Source organism: Variovorax sp. 10N420, assembly GCF_056394705.1.
The window spans coordinates 604,135-621,951 of record NZ_JBFTIJ010000003.1 but is presented as its reverse complement, the minus strand read 5'-3'; the positions used below and the strand labels follow the sequence as shown (position 1 = coordinate 621,951).

General features: G+C 64.3%; 19 protein-coding genes. 15 read left to right on the top strand and 4 right to left on the bottom strand.

Annotated features, from left to right (window positions below; translation table 11 throughout):
- Positions 1 to 95 precede the first annotated feature (95 nt).
- Complete coding sequence (locus tag AC1DEK_RS11045) at positions 96 to 542, top strand: c-type cytochrome (protein WP_478125256.1); 447 nt, start codon at positions 96 to 98, stop codon at positions 540 to 542.
- Positions 543 to 584: 42 nt separating this feature from the next.
- Here the strand turns inward: AC1DEK_RS11045 and AC1DEK_RS11040 are convergent, their stop codons facing one another.
- Complete coding sequence (locus tag AC1DEK_RS11040; RefSeq protein WP_478125255.1) at positions 585 to 1,082, bottom strand: TlpA disulfide reductase family protein; 498 nt, start codon at positions 1,080 to 1,082, stop codon at positions 585 to 587.
- Between the two features lie 94 nt (positions 1,083 to 1,176).
- Between AC1DEK_RS11040 and AC1DEK_RS11035 the strand changes: the two genes are divergently transcribed.
- The 8 genes from AC1DEK_RS11035 to AC1DEK_RS11000 all read left to right on the top strand — a co-directional run bounded on the left by AC1DEK_RS11035 (position 1,177) and on the right by AC1DEK_RS11000 (position 8,112).
- On the top strand, positions 1,177 to 1,737 hold the full coding sequence (locus tag AC1DEK_RS11035; RefSeq protein ID WP_478125254.1) for a hypothetical protein: 561 nt from the start codon (positions 1,177 to 1,179) through the stop codon (positions 1,735 to 1,737).
- A gap of 76 nt (positions 1,738 to 1,813) precedes the next feature.
- Complete coding sequence (locus AC1DEK_RS11030) at positions 1,814 to 2,269, top strand: PTS sugar transporter subunit IIA (RefSeq protein WP_478125253.1); 456 nt, start codon at positions 1,814 to 1,816, stop codon at positions 2,267 to 2,269.
- Positions 2,238 to 2,507, top strand: coding sequence for an HPr family phosphocarrier protein (locus AC1DEK_RS11025; protein WP_478125252.1), 270 nt, complete (start codon positions 2,238 to 2,240; stop codon positions 2,505 to 2,507). Before AC1DEK_RS11030 ends, AC1DEK_RS11025 begins: the two co-directional genes overlap by 32 nt.
- A 37-nt stretch (positions 2,508 to 2,544) precedes the next feature.
- Entirely contained in the window at positions 2,545 to 4,359 is a 1,815-nt protein-coding gene (ptsP, locus tag AC1DEK_RS11020; RefSeq protein ID WP_478125251.1) for a phosphoenolpyruvate--protein phosphotransferase, read from the top strand.
- A gap of 100 nt (positions 4,360 to 4,459) precedes the next feature.
- Positions 4,460 to 4,918, top strand: a complete 459-nt coding sequence (locus AC1DEK_RS11015) for a Spy/CpxP family protein refolding chaperone (protein ID WP_478125250.1) — start codon at positions 4,460 to 4,462, stop codon at positions 4,916 to 4,918.
- A gap of 67 nt (positions 4,919 to 4,985) precedes the next feature.
- Positions 4,986 to 5,672 (top strand): response regulator transcription factor, encoded by a 687-nt coding sequence (locus tag AC1DEK_RS11010; protein ID WP_478125249.1) that lies wholly within the window; start codon positions 4,986 to 4,988, stop codon positions 5,670 to 5,672.
- Complete coding sequence (locus AC1DEK_RS11005) at positions 5,669 to 6,949, top strand: HAMP domain-containing sensor histidine kinase (RefSeq protein WP_478125248.1); 1,281 nt, start codon at positions 5,669 to 5,671, stop codon at positions 6,947 to 6,949. The genes AC1DEK_RS11010 and AC1DEK_RS11005 overlap by 4 nt, the downstream gene beginning before the upstream one ends.
- Before the next feature lie 128 nt (positions 6,950 to 7,077).
- Positions 7,078 to 8,112, top strand: a complete 1,035-nt coding sequence (locus tag AC1DEK_RS11000; RefSeq protein WP_478125247.1) for an NADP-dependent oxidoreductase — start codon at positions 7,078 to 7,080, stop codon at positions 8,110 to 8,112.
- Here the strand turns inward: AC1DEK_RS11000 and AC1DEK_RS10995 are convergent, their stop codons facing one another.
- Genes AC1DEK_RS10995 through AC1DEK_RS10985 form a run of 3 tightly spaced genes read right to left on the bottom strand, consistent with a single transcriptional unit; the run spans position 8,113 to position 11,628 of the window.
- Entirely contained in the window at positions 8,113 to 8,961 is an 849-nt protein-coding gene (locus AC1DEK_RS10995; RefSeq protein ID WP_478125246.1) for a DMT family transporter, read from the bottom strand.
- Between the two features lie 35 nt (positions 8,962 to 8,996).
- The gene (locus tag AC1DEK_RS10990; RefSeq protein WP_478125245.1) at positions 8,997 to 10,124 is read right to left on the bottom strand and encodes an SLC13 family permease; all 1,128 of its coding nucleotides are present in this window, start codon (positions 10,122 to 10,124) and stop codon (positions 8,997 to 8,999) included.
- The gene (locus AC1DEK_RS10985) at positions 10,105 to 11,628 is read right to left on the bottom strand and encodes a class I adenylate-forming enzyme family protein (protein ID WP_478125294.1); all 1,524 of its coding nucleotides are present in this window, start codon (positions 11,626 to 11,628) and stop codon (positions 10,105 to 10,107) included. The genes AC1DEK_RS10990 and AC1DEK_RS10985 overlap by 20 nt, the downstream gene beginning before the upstream one ends.
- A 263-nt stretch (positions 11,629 to 11,891) precedes the next feature.
- Here AC1DEK_RS10985 and AC1DEK_RS10980 point away from each other — a divergent pair, with 263 nt between their 5' ends.
- From AC1DEK_RS10980 to AC1DEK_RS10955, 6 genes are read left to right on the top strand one after another with little or no spacing between them, the layout of a single operon-like run.
- Entirely contained in the window at positions 11,892 to 12,251 is a 360-nt protein-coding gene (locus AC1DEK_RS10980) for an acyl carrier protein (protein WP_478125244.1), read from the top strand.
- On the top strand, positions 12,248 to 13,453 hold the full coding sequence (locus tag AC1DEK_RS10975) for a beta-ketoacyl-[acyl-carrier-protein] synthase family protein (protein WP_478125243.1): 1,206 nt from the start codon (positions 12,248 to 12,250) through the stop codon (positions 13,451 to 13,453). Before AC1DEK_RS10980 ends, AC1DEK_RS10975 begins: the two co-directional genes overlap by 4 nt.
- A 16-nt stretch (positions 13,454 to 13,469) precedes the next feature.
- Entirely contained in the window at positions 13,470 to 14,174 is a 705-nt protein-coding gene (locus AC1DEK_RS10970; RefSeq protein ID WP_478125242.1) for an ABC transporter ATP-binding protein, read from the top strand.
- Entirely contained in the window at positions 14,168 to 15,601 is a 1,434-nt protein-coding gene (locus tag AC1DEK_RS10965; protein ID WP_478125241.1) for an ABC transporter permease, read from the top strand. The genes AC1DEK_RS10970 and AC1DEK_RS10965 overlap by 7 nt, the downstream gene beginning before the upstream one ends.
- A complete protein-coding gene (locus AC1DEK_RS10960; RefSeq protein WP_478125240.1) occupies positions 15,594 to 16,403 on the top strand; it encodes an outer membrane lipoprotein-sorting protein in 810 nt (269 codons plus the stop codon). Before AC1DEK_RS10965 ends, AC1DEK_RS10960 begins: the two co-directional genes overlap by 8 nt.
- Positions 16,400 to 17,779: a hypothetical protein gene (locus AC1DEK_RS10955; protein ID WP_478125239.1), complete on the top strand. Its 1,380-nt coding sequence runs from the start codon at positions 16,400 to 16,402 to the stop codon at positions 17,777 to 17,779. Before AC1DEK_RS10960 ends, AC1DEK_RS10955 begins: the two co-directional genes overlap by 4 nt.
- Positions 17,780 to 17,817: the final 38 nt, after the last annotated feature.

Genomic DNA, 17,817 nt, shown 5'->3' with positions numbered 1-17,817 from the left:
TGACTTGCGGGTTGTCACTAGTCCCCGATGGCGCCGAGTCTCTAAACTGCCACGGCGCCGTACTCCGCGATGCGCGAGCAAAAAAAGGATCCACGATGAAATCTCTCGTCAGCCTTGCCCTGGCCGCCGTTTGCGCGGCCTTTTCTGTTTCGACTAGCGCCCAGTTCGCCAAACCCGAAGATGCGATCAAGTACCGCCAGAGTGCAATGTTTATCCAGAGCCAGCACGTGGGCCGCCTGGGCGCCATGGCCAGCGGCCGCGTGCCGTACGATGCGACCGCCGCCGTTGCCAACGCGGAGGTGGTCGCGCAGATATCGAGGCTTCCGTGGCCTGCCTTCGGTCCTGGCACGGAGGGCGGAAAGGCAAAGCCGGAGATTTGGAAGGAGCAGGCCAAGTTCAAGGATCTGAGCGATCGGCTGATGGCCGGAACCGACAACCTCCTTGTCGCCGCCAAAGCCGGGAACGTCGACTCACTGAAGACCGCAATGGGGTCGCTTGGCGAAACCTGCAAGGCTTGCCACGACACCTTCAGGAGCAGGTGATCCGGACCAGCCGACTCGCGCCTAGCACGGCGGCGGCCCCATCTACGCTTCGGCGAGCAGCTTTTCGATCAACTTGTGCAGTTCGGCGAAGTCGGGCTCGCCGACATAGCGCTTCACGATCTCACCGCGCTTGTTGACCACGTAGGTGGTTGGCGTCAGCTGGACGTCACCCCATGCCTTGGCAACCGCACCTGTATTGTCGATAGCCACCTTGAACGGCAGCTTGCGTGTCTCGGCGTAATTGACGACGTATGCTGGCGGGTCGTAGCTCATTGCCACGGCGAGGGTGTCGTAGCCCTGGTTCTTGTACTTGTCATAGGTCGCGATGACCTTCGGCATCTCTCCCACGCAGGTGACGCAGCTCGTTGCCCAGAAATTGACGAGCGTGACCTTGCCCTTTAGGTCCTCGGTGCTCTTTCGCGTTCCGTCGAGAAGCACGAAGGTCGATGCCGGCGCAGCGGAAACCCCCGTGTTCAGGTAAACGCCAACCCCGACGGCCAGGGCGAGCGCGGTTGCGGCGGCGTAGATGACTTTTTTCATGGAAGGACAGAGGAGTCCGCGAATTTTAGATCGCAACGCAGAGTCGTGCCGGCCGCCCGGAACGGTCGAAGGGGCGTTCGATAATCGATGTTCCATGCCGATCCTGTCCTTTCTGCGCTTCGGTCGCGCGACCTTGGTCGTGACCGCAATCGTGCTTGCCGCGTGCAGCCCCACCTTCAACTGGCGAGAGGTTCCTGTGGGAGACGCCGACGTGGTCGTCCTGCTGCCTTGCAAGCCGGATCGAGCCACGCGCCAGCTGCCGCTCGGGACCGACATGGTTTCCGTCGACATGGCCGGCTGCAAGACTGGAGGCGCAACCTTCGCCATTGCGCACGCTTCAGCCGGCAGCGCCGAACAGGCGGAAAGCTGGATTCGGGCATGGCGGGCTGCCACCCGGACCCAGCTCTCGAATGCCCAGATCGTCGAAGCCCCCGCCTCCGTGCTGCGCGCCGCTGCTTCACCCGCCCCGGCGCGGCTCGATACCCAGGGCGACACCCAGGGCACGCCGGGGGAAAGCAAGGGAGAAGGTGCGCACGTCATCTGGTTCGCGCAGCAGCGGCCGGATGGAATGGCGATCTATCAGGCGACCGTCCTGGGTTCCCCGTCATCCCCAGAAGCGCTGGCGACGTTTTTTGAAGGAATCCGCGTTCCGTGAGCCGACTGCCGCCTTGCCTTGTTTCTACACCTGGACGGATGGCCCCTCATAATTGCCAGACTGCCCGCCGAAATCCATGAACAGCATTTTCATCATTGCCCACTCGCCGCTTGCGCAGGCGTTACGGCAGTGCGCGCTGCATGTGTTTCCCGATTCCGAGCACGCCGTGGCGGCGCTCGACGTCTTGCCCAACGTATCACCCGACGAAACCCTCGCCGCCGCGCGCATCACGCTTGCCCAGCTCCAGCGCACTCCGCGTTCGCAAGTGCTCGTGCTGGCCGACGTTTTTGGTGCAACACCATGCAATGTGGCTCAGAAGCTCGTCGACGGCGCCCGATCCCGGCTCGTCGCCGGCGTCAACCTGCCGATGTTGCTGCGCGCCGTGAGCTATCGAAATGAACCCCTTGATACTCTCGTGCAGCGCGCACTCACCGGCGGAACTGCGGGCGTGATGCAGGTGGCCGTGACCGCTCCCCAGAATCAGGCAAGAAGAAAGCATAGTGACCAAGACATCCGTGACCATCAGCAATAAGCTGGGCCTGCACGCGCGGGCATCGGCCAAACTCACCAAGCTTGCCGGGAGCTATCCCTGCGAGGTCTGGCTTGCACGCGGCGACCGCCGGGTGAACGCAAAGAGCATCATGGGCGTGATGATGCTCGCGGCAGGCATTGGCGTCACGGTGGAAGTGGAGACGATCGGCGAACGCGAGGAAGAGGCGCTGAACGCGATCGTGGCCCTCATGAACGACAAGTTCGGGGAAGGTGAATAGGGGAGGTGAATAGATGGCGCACTTGGGGGAGTAGACAGTGACATTCGCGATCCACGGTCTCCCGGTTGCCCGTGGCATTGCCATCGGCCGCGCCGTGCTCGTCGTTTCGAGCCGAATCGACGTCGCCCACTATTTCATCAAGCCCGAGGAAATCGATGCCGAGATCGACCGGGTGCGTGTCGCTCGAAACGCAGTGGCGGAGGAGCTACACAAGCTTCAGGCCAGCGTCGCATTGATGGGTCCCAATGACGCGCCGCACGAACTCTCCGCGCTTCTTGATGTGCACCAGATGCTGTTGCAGGACGAGGTACTCACCGGCGGCGTCAAGCACTGGATCGTGGAGCGCCTGTACAACGCCGAATGGGCGCTCACCACGCAACTCGAAGTCGTCGCGCGCCAGTTCGACGAGATGGAGGACGAGTACCTCCGCGAACGCAAGGCCGATCTGGAGCAGGTCGTCGAGCGACTGTTGCATCGCATGAAAGGGACGGCGGCGGTGCTCGCACCCACACCGCCGCGGCGCAAGCGCTCATCCGATGACGATGAGCATCCGGACCCGACCGCCGGCGACGGTATCGACGTGCCGCTGGTGCTGATTGCGCATGACCTTTCGCCGGCGGACATGCTGCAGTTCAAGAAGAGCGTGTTCGCAGGCTTCGTGACCGACGTCGGCGGACGCACCTCGCACACGGCGATCGTTGCCCGCAGCATGAACATCCCCGCCGTGGTGGGCGCACGCAGTGCGAGCCAACTGGTGCGGCAGGACGATTGGGTCATCATCGATGGCGATGCTGGCGTGGTGATCGTCGATCCTTCGCCGATCATCCTGGCCGAGTACGGCTTCAAGCAGCGGCAAGGCGACCTCGAACGCGGACGTCTGTCCCGGCTGCGGCACAAGCCCGCCGTGACGCTCGACGGCCAGCGCGTCGAGTTGCTCGCCAACATCGAAATGCCCGAAGACACGGTAGGCGCGGTCCGGGCCGGCGCTGTCGGTGTGGGGCTGTTCCGGAGCGAATTCCTTTTCATGGGCCGCGAAGCGCAGCGGATGACGCGCCTGCCCGACGAGGAAGAGCAATACCGGGCGTACCGGAATGCGCTCGAGGGCATGCAGGGCATGCCCGTGACCATCAGGACGATTGACGTCGGCGCGGACAAGCCGCTGGACGGCAAAGCCCTCCGAGAGGACTCCCACCTGAATCCTGCCTTGGGTCTGCGCGCGATCCGCTGGAGCCTGGCCGATCCGGCGATGTTCCTGACCCAGTTGCGCGCCATCCTGCGCGCTGCGGCGCATGGTGAGATTCACCTGCTGATCCCCATGCTGGCGCACGTGAGCGAAATCCGCCAGACCCTGTCGCTCATCGATTTCGCGCGGGCTGAACTGGACAACCGCGGGATGGTGCATGGCAACGTAAAGCTCGGCGCCATGATCGAAATCCCGGCCGCCGCGCTCACGCTGAAGACCTTCCTGAAGTACTTCGATTTCCTGTCGATCGGCACCAACGACCTCATCCAGTACACGCTCGCCATAGACCGGGCGGACGAATCGGTGGCGCATCTCTACGACCCCGCGCATCCGGCCGTGCTGCGCTTGGTGGCCGACACGATTGCCGAGTGCCGGCGCCAGGGCAAGAGCGTCAGTGTGTGCGGCGAAATGGCGGGCGACGTCATGTTCACCCGCTTGCTGCTTGGCTTGGGTCTGCGCAGCTTTTCGATGCATCCTTCGCAGATCCTGGCAGTCAAGCAGGAAGTGCTGCGCGCCGACACCAGAAAGCTGGAGCCCTGGGCGCAGGCTGTGATCGAGTCCGAGGAACCCGCCGCCGCGCTGGGGCCGATCGCGGGCGCACCGCAATAAAACGAAACATGCCGAAACCGCCGCGAAAGGACTTCACGGCGATGCCAAAGCACCATCGAGTCTCCTGATCGACATCCGATCACATCCAAGGAAGACTCTCATGAAACGCTGGTTCAAACGTTCGCTCTTCGGTATTGCCGGTGCTGCACTGCTCGCAGGCAGCTTGGCAGGTTGCGGCCACCGCCCCGGCTGGGGTGGCGGCTCCGAGCAAGACCGGGCTGAATTCAGGGCGCGAATGGTCGAGCGCGTCAGCAGCAAGCTCGAACTCGACGCAACGCAGAAGCAGAAACTGCAGGTGCTGAGCGAAAAGATACAAGCCCAACGCGCAGCATTGCGTGGCGGCGGTGATCCTCGCTCGGAATTCCGCGCATTGTTCGCCGGCGCAAAGCTCGACCAGGAGCGCGCGAGAAAGCTGGTGGCCGACAAGACGGCTGCCGTGCAGGCTGGCAGCCCTGAAGTGATCGCGGCGGCGGCCGACTTCTTCGACAACCTGAATCCTGCCCAGCAACAGAAGGTGCGCGAATTCATGGACAGAGGCCGGCGCTGGAGGAGGGGATGAACGCCCGCTGACCATGCCCGCAGGCCTGGCGAACAGCCTACTTTTCGCGCGTATGCACAATGCCCGAATGCCCCGCATCCTGCTGATCGACGATGACGAGCACCTGGGCGCGCCGCTCGCCAGCTACTTCGCGCGCTTCGACTACGTGCTGGAGAGCACCACGCGGCCAAGCGAAGGGTTGGCGAAGCTGCGTGGAGCAACCTACGATGCCGCCATCCTGGACGTGATGCTGCCCGAGATGGACGGCTTTGCCCTGTGCCGCGAAATCCGCAAGGAAAGCGACATTCCGATCGTGATGCTGACAGCCCGCGGCGACGTCATGGACCGCGTGGTCGGTCTCGAACTCGGCGCCGATGACTATTTGCCGAAGCCATTCGAGCCGCGCGAATTGGTGGCACGTGTGCAGACGATCCTGCGCCGGCAAAGGGCAGCGGCGCCTGCTGCCTCATCCCAGCGCCGCGAGTTCGAGGGCCTGTCGATCGACCTCGACAGGCGGGAAGTGCTGCGACAGGGCGAGCGCGTGGACCTGACCGGGACCGAATTCGAACTTCTGGCCCTGCTGGCCGACCAGCCGGGCAAAGTCTGGAGCCGGGATGAAATCCTCAACCGTCTGCGCGGCCATGAAGCCGAGCTCTACACCCGGGCCGTCGACATCGTCGTGAGCCGGTTGCGCAAGAAGCTCGAGCCACTCGACTGCATCAAGACGCTGCGCAATGCGGGCTATGCGCTCGCTGTCGGCAAGAGCGGGCCATGAGGACGCGGCGAGCACGCCAGGGCTGGCGCCATCGCTGGGGCCACTCGTTGCGTGTGCGGCTGATCATCGTCTTCGTGCTGCTTGCGCTGGCGATGGCGGCGGTGTTCCTCGGCGGCATGCAGCGGGCCTTTTCGGGCGGGTGGCGCGATGCCGCCCGGCCACTGGTGGCCGACTACATGGACCGCATCGTGGCCGAACTCGGCACGCCGCCCGACGTGGCGCGCGCCGAGGCGCTGGTTGCCCGATTGCCGATCTCGATCCGCATCGAGGGGCCGGTGGTGAATTGGGATTCGCATCCGGAGCGCCATCAGCATGGCTTCGGTCCACGAGGCGACTGGCTCAGCCGCACGACTGCTGATGGTCATCGCATCAGTTTCGGGATTGCAACGCTGCCGTGGGAGCGTGAGCCGCAGGGTATCGGGTGGATCACGCTCGGGCTGTTGCTGGCGCTCATCGCTGTGGCGTATGCGTACGTTCGGCGACTGCTGCGGCCGCTGGACGATATCCGGGCGGGCGCCGAGCGCTTCGGGCAAGGGGCCTTCGAAGAGCCGATCCCGGTGCGTCGCCGAGACGAACTGGGTGACCTTGCCCTTCGCATCAACACCATGGCCCACGACATCCAGGGGATGCTTGATGCCAAGCGCGCCCTGCTGCTCGCACTCAGCCATGAGCTGCGTTCGCCGCTGACGCGGGCGCGTCTCAATGCCGAACTACTGCCCGCCACGCCCGAAGGCGCTGCCGAACGAGCAGCGCTGTTGCGCGATCTGGCCGAAATGCGCGACCTCATCAGCGACCTGCTCGAAAGCGAGCGGCTTGCCAGTCCGCACGCCGCGCTCCATCGCGAGCAGGTCGATTTCCCGGCCCTGGTACGTGAGGTGGCTGGCGAGCTTCCCGGCGGAGAGCAGGTTGCCGTGGAAACCCAGCCGGATCTGCCGTTGCTTTCGCTCGACAAGGCGCGCGTTCGTCTGCTCGTGCGAAACCTGCTGGACAACGCGCTGCGCCACGGCGCGGAGGGTGCCGCGCCTCCTCGCGTGAGGCTGCGCAGGTCTGGCCCAGGCGTGGAACTGGAGGTGCGCGATTTCGGCCCGGGCGTCGATGCGGCGCAATTGCAGCGGTTGGTCGAGCCCTTCTATCGAACCGACAGCGCGCGCCAGCGGGCGACCGGCGGCGTGGGGCTGGGCATGTACCTGTGCCGTCTGGTGGCCGAGGCGCATGGCGGCAAGCTCACCGTGAAGAATGCGGAACCGGGGCTGTCCGTCACGGTGCTTCTCAGCTGAAGCTGCAGGGCCCGGCGTCGAGGTTCGACCATCGACGGCCGATGATCGCTGTCGCCTTCGCTAACAACGCGCCGGCGGAGCGGCACTACGATGCGCTTGCCCCAGCAAGCCCTCCAGGAGACACGAGCATGAGCAATCCCCCTACTAATCGCCAAGTCCGACTCGCCAAGCGCCCTGACGGCATGGCAACGCGCGACAACTGGCAGTTCACCAACGAGCCTGCAGGCGAACCGGCCGAAGGTGGCGTTCTCGTCAAGACGCTGTCTCTCTCGCTCGATCCGGCCATGCGCGGGTGGATGAACGAGGGCAAGAGCTACATCCCGCCGGTCGAGATCGGCGCGGTCATGCGCGCCGGCGGGGTGGGGCGTGTCGCCGCTTCGCGCAATCCGGCGTTCGCGATCGGCGATGTCGTCTACGGCACGCTCGGAGTGCAGGAATACGCGCTGATCCCCCAAGAGGAAATCAAGCGCAATGGGCTCACGAAGATCGACTTGAACGCCGGTTCGATCACTCAATGGCTCAACGTGCTGGGCATGCCCGGCATGACCGGCTATTTCGGCCTGATGGACATCGGCGAACCCAAGCCGGGCGAGACGGTGCTCGTCTCCGGCGCCACCGGTGCTGTCGGCCAGACTGTCGGGCAGCTCGCGAAAATCAAGGGCTGCTGCGCAGTGGGCATTGCGGGTGGCCAGGCCAAGTGTAAGTGGGTGGTGAAGGAGCTCGGCTTCGATGCATGCATCGACTACAAGGCCGGGCCGGCCGCCTTGCGCGAGGGCCTGAAGACGCATTGCCCGAAGGGCGTCGACATCTATTTCGACAACGTCGGCGGCGAGATCCTCGATGCGGCGTTGGCCAAGCTCGCACGCGGTGCCCGCATCATCATCTGCGGCGCCATCAGTCAATACAACAACACCACGCCCGTTCAGGGGCCGAAGAACTACCTCAGCCTGCTGGTGAACCGTGCTCGCATGCAGGGCATGGTCGTGTTCGACTACGCAGACCGATATCACGTGGCGATCGCCGAGATGTCGGGCTATCTCAAGGATGGCCGCATGAAGAGCCGCGAAGACGTCGTCGAAGGGATCGAGACTTTCCCGGAAGCGCTGACGAAGCTCTTCACGGGCGAGAACTTCGGCAAGCTGGTGCTCAAGGTCGCCGACTGATCAGCCTCGCGCTCGCGTCCCCATCACTGCGGCCGAGATGATGAGAACCGCGGCGAGCGCGATGGTCCAGCTCAGCGGGCGTTGCGTCACGACCAGCAGCAATGCGGTCGATGTCAACGGCGTGATGTAGCTCAGGATGCCGATCTGTCGTGCGTCGCCGCGCTTGAGCGCCACGTCCCAGAAGAAAAACGCTGCGCCCAGCGGGCCGAGGCCGCACAAGACCACGAGCAGCCAGTCGCGCGGCGAGAGCGCGACGGACGGCTCCAGCAGTGCGTGGCACGCCAGCGAAAGCGCGCCCGAGACGAGCCCGAAGAGACCGATGGCGCTCGTGGGAAAGGCGGGCACGCGCCGCGTCCACAGCGAATAGCTGGCCCAGATGAACGCAGAGCCAAGCGCCGGCAGGAAGCCCCAATAGCTGCTAGCTGCATCGGCTGAAGTCCCGCTGCGCGCGCCGAGGATTGCGATGGCCGCGCCCGCAAAGCCCAGCAGTGCCGCAATCACGTGCAGTGGCCGCAGCGACACGCCCCGCAGAAGCACCGGCGCCAGCACCACCATGAACAAAGGCCAGAGATAGTTGACGAGGTTTGCTTCTACCGGAGGCGCGTGCCGCAGCGCGATGAACAACAGGAAGTGAAAACCAAACAGGCCGTAGACGCCGAGCGCCAATGTGCGTGGCGGCACGGCCCATGCGCGGCGATTGCGCAAGACGAGCGGCCAACTCAGGGCACTGCCGATCATGAGCGCCAGCCCCGTCAGCAGAAAAGGAGGCAGATGAGACAGCGAAGTGCCCAGCGATGCCAGCGTGGCCCAGAGTGCAATGGCGGCGAGAGCGTTCAGCGTGGAAGACATGCCGCCGAGCTTAAGCGGGTGCATTGCCGTCGATGTCACGCGAGTCGAAGGAGCAGCGCCGTCGTGCCGCAGACCAGCAGGAACGGAATGCTGATGCGATGGAATTCGCGCAATCCGTTCGGCACCTTCGCGAGTCGCAATGCGATCAGGTTGGCCAATGATCCCAGCACGCAGCCGAATCCACCGACGCTCACGCCGGCCGCGAGCGCAGGCAGGTCTTTCACGAAACCGTCTAGCAGAATGGTGGCCGGCACATTGCTGATGACCTGCGACGTGAAGATGGCCGCGAGATACGCGCGCCATCCCTCGCCGATCGGCAAGCGACCCAGCAGCGCCGCGATAGCAGGCAGTTCGGCCATTTGGCGCAGATCGACGAACATCAGCGCGATGATCGCGAGCAAGGCCCAGTCCACGCCGAGCAACACCCGCGGGCGCAATAGCAGGAAAGCCCCGAAGACCCCCGTCAGGCCTGCAAGCAACCAGTGCCGGTCGAGCGCGATGACAAAACCGATGAAGAGCACGCCCGACAGGACAAGCAGTCGCGGCTGGAGCGGCGCAGTTTCGCCGGAGGGCTTCAGCATGATCGGAGCGCGAGGCACCAGGAACCGGATCGCCGCGAACAGCCAGAAGAGCATCACCGCCACAGTCGGCGCCATCATGCTCATGAATCCGATGAAGCTTTCGCCAGACCGATGCCAGAGGAAGAGATTCTGCGGATTGCCGATCGGCGTCAGTGCGGAGCCCGCATTCACCGCCATTGCTTCGATGACCACCAGCCTGGCCAATGGCAGGTGCGCCTGCGTTGCCAGCACGCGCGTGAGTGGCACGAGCAGAAACAGGCTCACGTCGTTGGTCACCAGTGCCGACAGCACCGCGGCGCTCGCGGCGAGCAGAAAGACCAGGTTGCGCAACTCGGTCGTGCGGGACAAGAGCCGCGCCGCGGCCGCCTGCAGCATGCCGCTTCGCTCCACGCCCTGGGTGATCGCGAGCAAGCCAGCGAGCGCTCCAACCGTCTGCCAGTCCACGAGCCGCACATAGTCCATCGGCGCGCGTGGGCGCACCACGGCGAAGACGAACGCCGCCACCAGCAGTACCCACAGCAGCCCATTGCCGCCGCCGTGTTCGGGCTCTGCCGGCGCGATGTCAGCGGGCGTGGAGTTCACGCAGTTCGCGCTTGAGCACCTTGCCGATCGCGCTGCGCGGAAGTTCGTCGATGAACTGCAGGCTTGCGAGCCGCTGGGTCTTTCCCACTTGTGCGTTGGCCCACTGCAGGAGCGCTTCGGCGGCCGTTTCATCACCCTCGCGCCGCACGACGAAAGCGATTGGCGTCTCGCCCCATTGCTCGGATGGCACGCCGATCACCGCGACATCGGCCACCGCCGAATGGCCGCGCAGCACCGCTTCGAGGTCACTCGGATAGATGTTGAAGCCGCCGCTGATGATCATGTCCTTCTTGCGGTCGAACAGCGTGAGGAAACCGTCGCCATCGAAGCGGCCGACGTCGCCAGTGCGGATGAAGCGCTTGCCGGAACGATCGAACCACTCGGCTTCGCGTGTCTTGCCGGGCTGCCGGTGGTAGCCGACCATCATCCCTGCCGAATGGCCCACGACTTCCCCAGCCTCGCCGGGGGCGACCTCGTTGCCGGCCTCGTCGATCAGCCGGATGTCGCTGCCTTCGGCGGGGCGGCCGACCGTGTGCAGCTTGTCCGGATGGAGATGCGCTTCAAGGATGCAGGTGCCGCCGCCTTCGGTCATGCCATAGAACTCGATGAGCCCACCCGGCCAGCGAGCGAGCACGTCGGCCTTCAAGGCTGCGTTGAATGGCGCGCTGGTGCTGAACTTGAAGCGGAAATTCGAAAGATCGTGCGCGCCGAATCTGGGATGCGCCATCAGACGCTGGTATTGAACCGGCACCAGCATCGTGTGAGTGGCGCGGTGATGCTCTGCCAGCTTCAGGTAGCCGCCAGCATCGAACTTGGGCATCAACACGACGCAGCCGCCGAATGCAATGGTCGGAAAAAACACGACGAGTGTGGTGTTCGAATAGAGCGGCGTCGAAAGCACGGTGACGGTGTCGGGGCCGTATTCGTACTTGGCGCCGCGCCTGACGTGCGCCCATCGCATGCCGTGGCCCTGCACGATCCCCTTGGGCTCCCCGGTGGTGCCCGACGAATAGATGATGTTGAAAGGCGATGAAGGTTGCAGTTCCACAGCGGTTGGCCGCGCGCCATCGGGGGCGACCCATCCTTCGAAATCATCGCCCGCGTCGGAGGCGTCGAGTGCGATTCGCGCAACGGCGCCGGAGCCCGCAGGCCCTAGCACCTGGGCTGCGGCCTCGTCCACGAACAGGATGCGGGCGCCTGCGTCTTCGATCATTCGCGCGAGGCTGGCGGAGGGGGAGCCTGGTGCCAGCGGAGCAACCGCGACACCTGCGCGCAAGGCACCCAGGAACACGGCCGCGTAGTTGACGCTCGACGCGGCGCAGATCGCGATCGCATCGCCCGCACGCAAACCGTCGCGCTGCAGGCTGGCGGCAATGCGGTCCATCAGAGCGTCGAGTTCGCCGTAGCTGACTTCGCGGCTCGCATCGATCAGGGCAGGCCTGTCGTGAGCTTGCCGAGCGTGCAGGCGTATGAGGTCGGCAATCACGCCGAAGTCGCGGTCCATCGCCGCCGAGATTTCATTCATGTGCGGAACCCGTTTTGTCGCCGAAAGCATAGCGTTGTTCGGGGGCGGAGGGTGTCGCGGCGGTATCGCACCCCAGGCGCATTTTGAATGCGCAGTCCATGCGAATTGTCTGATTCCCTAATCCGAACGGGAATTTATCTCCTACCTCAGGAACATTCCTTTTTAATATCCGGAAGTGTCTGAATAGTATTTCGACTGCCTAAATAGATAGAACACTATGGTCCAATGCGATCCCTTCGGCAGTGCTGCACCCATTTCATATTGCCCGCTTCGAATCTCAGGAAATTAAAAAGACAATGACCGACACAAGTCGTGAATCAATTGAACAGCGAGTTGTGGAGCTCTTTGTGCGTACGACCAAGCTCGACGTCGCACAATTCCGCCCCGAATTGTTGCTCGCCGACACAGGAATTGACTCGCTCGGTCTGGTCGAACTGATTTTCGCGATCGAGGACGAGTACGACATTTCGATCCCGTTCAACGCCAATGAACAAGGTCGACAAGGTCGCTCTGCCGCGGCTTTCGAATCGGTGGGGCAGTTGATGGACCAGGTGGTCGGGCTCGTGCAAGCCAAGCAGTCCAATCCCGCCGTTGCTGCATGAGTCGGGTGGTCGTTACGGGGCGGGGCGTGGTCTCCGCCATCGGCCGGGGCGTGCCTGAGTTCTCCCGTTCGCTGCGCGCCGGCGCCCAAGGCATCGTCACGGTCGCGGACCTGCCGGTCAAAGCGGTGGCACCGGTCACCGGGTTCGAACCTTCGATGGAATTCGGCGCGGGGGAATTGGCGTTTCTGGACAGATCGGCGCAATTCGCCTTATTGACTGCGAGAGAGGCTTTGGCTGAAAGCGGTCTGGATATTTCTGCCGGGCTGGGCGCGCGTGCGGCTGTGATCGTGGGTGCAGCTTCCGGCAATATCTGCAGCATCGACGAGTCATACCGGCTGAGTTTGGTCGAGGGACGCCGGCGGCTTCCGCCATTCACCGTGCCGAAGATCATGGCCAATTCGCCGGCCTGCCACATCAGCATGGAATTCGGCGTGACCGGTCCGGCGTTCGTCGTGTCTACCGCCTGTGCGTCCTCTGCGTACGCGATCGGCCTGGGGCTGCAGCTGATTCGATCCCGCGCGGTAGACGTTGCGATCGTCGGCGGCAGCGAGGCCAGCCTTGTCGATGGCAATCTCAAGGGCTGGGAGTCGCTGCGCGTCCTGGCGCCTGACACCTGCCGGCCTTTTTCCAGGGAGCGTCGCGGGCTGGTCTTGGGCGAAGGCGCGGCCATGCTGGTCATGGAGTCGCTTGCACATGCGCGTCTCCGCGGCGCGCCCATCTTCGGCGAGGTTCGCGGCTGCGCACTCACCTCCGATGCACACCACATCCTGAGCCCGTCGATCGATGGCCAAGCCGACGCGGTCCGGAATTGCCTCCGCGATGCGCAGATGGGTGCCGATGATCTCGTCTACATCAACGCTCACGGAACGGCCACCGCCGCCAACGACGTCGCCGAAACGCGCGCGCTGCGGCTGTCACTCGGCGCAACCGTCGATCGCTTGCAGGTGTCGTCCACCAAGTCGATGCACGGCCACACGCTGGGTGCGGCCGGAGCGATCGAGTTGCTCGCAACGCTCGTGGGCCTGCAGGAGCGTTTTGCTCCGCCGACGTTGAACTACCTCGAGGCGGACCCCGAGTGCAACTTGAACTGCGTGCCCAACGAAGCGCAACCGCTGGGCCGCGGCGACTGCGCGCTGAGCAACTCCTTTGCCTTTGGTGGACACAACGCGGTGATCGCCGTTGCTTCCGCAGCGACGGTCTGACGGGGGCGACGGACAGATGCTTGAACTGCATGGCGTCAGCAAGACGTACCGGGAAGGCGACATCGAACTGCGCGCGGTGAAAGACGTGAACCTGCGCTTCCCGGCATCCAGCTTCTGCATGATCGTCGGCCCGTCGGGCAGCGGCAAGTCCACCTTGCTGAACCTGATCGGAACTCTCGATCGGCCCACGCACGGCCGTATCGTGATCGAAGGACAAGACGTCAATCGCCTTCCGGACCGCGAACTCACGCGCTTCCGGGCCGAGCGCATCGGCTTCATCTTCCAGTCCTTCAACCTCATGCCGGTGCTGACTGCCCAGGAAAACATCGAGTACGCGTTGCTGCAGACCGGCATGCCCAAATCGCAGCGGCGCGCACGCACCGGCGAACTCCTCGACGCCGTAGGGCTGACAGCGCATCGCGGGCACCGTCCGAACCAGTTGAGCGGAGGGCAGCGCCAGCGAGTCGCGATCGCTCGTGCGCTGGTCAAGCGACCGGCGCTGGTTCTGGCCGACGAGCCGACGGCCAACCTGGATTCGTCAAATGGCCTCGCGATCGTCGAACTGATGCGCCACATGCAGAGACAGTTCGACACCAGCTTCATCTTTTCCACGCATGACCCGATGCTGCTGGACCATGCGGACCAGGTGCTCTATGCCAATGATGGTCGAGTGACCTGCAATGAGGCCCCCCCGCAATCGGGGGGTGTGGCCGCATGCTGAACCTGTCCCTCGCGTGGCGGAACGTGCGGCGCAATCGGCGCCGTACGGGCATCACCTCGATGACCATTGCCCTGGGTGCGGCGGCACTGTTGCTGCTCGGCGCGCTCATGAACTACATCGTGCTGGAATTTCAGACCGCGACGGTGCGGCGCAGCGGACACGTTGCCGTTTTCCAGAGCGGCTACTTCCTGTACGGCGCAGGCAATCCTGCCGCCTATGGCATCAAGGACTACGCCGCGCTGATGGACGACATCCGCAGCGACCCGGACATGCGACCGCTGCTTCGGGTCGCGACGCCGGCGCAGATGATTGCCGGCGTGGCGGGAAACTACTCGGCGGGCGTCTCCAAGACCTTTTTCGGTCAGGGCGTGGTACCGGAGGACCGGCTTCGCATGCAGGGCTGGAACCAGCATGGGCTCGAAGGCATTGGCCCGAAGACCCATTCACCGCTGGCTCGCGAAGACGGTGTCGCGGTGGGAAAGGGCATGGCCCGCATCCTGCATTTGTGCGCCGGGGAAGGCTCAGGCGATTGCCCGCGCCACCCCAAGGTGCGCACGCAAGCTGCGGTGCCGGCTGTCGGGAGCAAGGGCGGGGGCGAGATCGAGAGCGATGTCGAGGCGCAAGAACTCGTTCTGCTGAGCCAGCGCGAGCATGCGGACACCGACGGCGCTCCCGCGGACGATGTGCCACGCATCGAGCTCCTGGCTGCGACTGCGGACGGCGCGCCCAACGTGGTGTCGGGTGCTGTGGAGCGGGTCGATGCCCACGGCGTGAAGGAGCTCAACGACAACCTGATCGTCATGCAACTGGGCAACGCCCAGCGGCTGGTCTATGGCCGCGGCGAGCGGCGAGCAACCGCCATCAATATTCAGCTTCAGCGCACCGAAGATGTTCCTGCGGCCCGGGCGGCGCTGGAGCGGCTTTTCACAGAGCGCGGACTGGATCTCGAAGTCCGCGACTTCGTCGAACTCAACTCCCTTTACGCGCAGACCCAGGCGTTCTTTTCCTTCCTGTTTGGTTTCGTTGCGCTGGTCATCGGAGCCATCGTCCTCTTCACCATCATGAACACCATGAGCATGAGCGTGATGGAGCGCTTCAGTGAAATAGGGACGGCGCGCGCATTGGGCGTGCAGCGCAGCAGCTTGAGGAACCTGTTCATTGTCGAAGGCGCGCTGCAAGGGCTGCTCGGCGTCACTGTTGGCGTTGTGCTCGCTGCCTTCATCGTCTTCGTGGTCAATCGAAGTGGCCTCGTCTGGAGCCCACCGACCACCTCGGGCGTCCTGCCCTTCAAGCTCTACCTGTTTGGCAGCCCCGTCATGATCGGCGCCACCTGGTTGTTGCTGATCTTCGTTGCCGCAGTGGCGGCATGGCTCCCAGCGCACCGCGCATCACGCATGCCGATCGTCGATGCACTCCGCCATGTTTAGCCGTCGCCTGCTACTGAAGGTGGTTCCGGCATCGTCGATTGCGATCTCTCCTCTCGGTGCCATTGCGCAGGACGCGAATCTCGCTCGGCGTGCCGTTGCGCGCGCCGACCAGATTCGCAATCCACAGCAATCCTTTCGGGCGCAGATGAGGCTGACCGAATACCGCAACGGCCGGGCGCGCGACTCGGCAACCCTGGTGCTTCACTCGAAGCCGGACACCCGAACCGGCCGCTTTCGCAACCTGGCGCGCTATGTAGAACCCGCTGCGGACCACGGAAAGGCCATCCTCATGGAAGACGAGGCCTACTGGTTCTACGACCCTGCCTCTTCCGCCAGCATACGAATCTCGCCGCAGCAGCGCCTCGTCGGGCAAGCGGCCAACGGCGACGTGATGAGCGTGAATTTCGGGCTCGACTACACGCCGCGCATGGTGGGCGAAGAGACCGTCAGGGACGCCGACAACGCCGAGCGCAAGACCTGGCGCATCGAACTCGACGCCGCAACGCCGGCGGCGGTCTACATGCGCATCGAGTACTGGATCGAGCGAGATAGCTATCAGCCAGTGAAGGCGCGGTTCTTCGTCGACAGTGGCCGGGCGCTCAAGCTGGCGTTCTATCGCAAGTTCAGCCGGCAGCTCGGGGAATTGCGGCCGGGCGAAGTCGTCATCCTGGACGAAGTGGACAAGAGCGTGGTCACCAAGCTCGTGCTCAGCGGCTACGCCGCCCGGGAGATTCCGGACAACTGGTTCAACCGCGGATACCTGCCCAAGTTGCGCGACAACGGCGGAGGCGCTCGACCGTGAAGTTGCTCGCTATGAGTGCGTGCGTGTGTGCGCTCGCGCCTCACGTCAGCCTTGCTGCGCAGCATGTGGCCGATGATGCCGATCGGATTCCGTCTGCCGTGCTGCTCGATGACGACGGACCATTGCCGATGCCGCCTCGCATCGGGGCGGCCTTTGTAGAGCTGAACGCGGAGACGGTCGACAGGCGAACGCCCAGGGTGCCCATCGCCTCGACTGCGCTCACCCGCAACATCGCGCGCGGCATCGTCGATGCCAGGGGCGAGTGGCAATTGGGGCCCTCGCTGAGCGCTCGTGCGAGCGCGCGCGCCGGGCTTTCGCGCACGCACGACGGAGCCGTTTCGCGTGACGAGCATCTCGACCCGCGCGAAGCCGCAGTGCAATGGCGAGCCGACGATCGTGACCTGTTCGAAGTGGGACGCATCAATGTCCGCAATGGTGCCGCGGTCGGCTACAACCCGACCGACTACTTCAAGTCCCGCTCTGCCGTCGACAACAGCACCCGCGACCCCGAGGTGCAGCGAAACAATCGCCTCGGGGCAGTCATGCTGTCCGCCCAGCGGATCGATTCGCACAGCGCAATCAGCGTGGCGGTAGCGCCGAAGCTGACCCGCCCCGAAGCGTTGGCCTTCAAGCCGCCCACCGAGCGGCTGCGCTTGGCCGACACCAACAGCGAACAGCGCGTGCTCTTCAAGGCAGCGTTCGATGCGCCTTCGTTCTGGAGCCCCGAAGTGCTGGCCTTCCGTGATTCGCGAGGATGGCGTCTGGGAAGCAACCTTACGCAGAACCTCGGTCGGAACACCACGATGTTCCTCGAGTATTCCGGCGGGCGTGGCGCTTCGCTCATGCGGCAGGCGTTGCGCAGCGGGGCAGCCCTTGGCGATTTGCCGGCGCGGGCATTGAGTTCGGCTCAGGTGCGGCCGGGCGACTCCTGGCAGAACGATGCGGCAATCGGCGCCACGTGGGCCGGCAGCTCCGGGCTGAGCTTCAGCGGTCAATTCAACTATCACGAGGCGGGGCTCGATTCGGCCGAGTGGCAGCGCTGGCTCGCCATGGGTTCTTCCAGCAAAGACGGTGCTGCGCTTGCCTGGTATGTCAGGAACTACGCGCAGGCCATGCAGGAGCCTCTTTCGCAGCGCAGCGTCTTTCTGCGCGCGCAGTGGGACCAGCTCGGATTTCGCGACCTGTATTTCAGCGCCTTCGTCAACCGGAGCCTTGACGACCAGTCATGGGTCTTCCAGACCGCCTTGGAGTACAGGCTGACGCCGGCCACCCGGCTGCGTGGCATGTGGGTCGCCACGGGCGGCAGCGCGGACAGCCTGTATGGCACCGATCCGGTCCGGCGGGCGCTTCTTCTCAGCATCACTCACTTCCTTTAGCCCACTCTCCTGTCATGAGCGAATTCATCGAGGCTCGC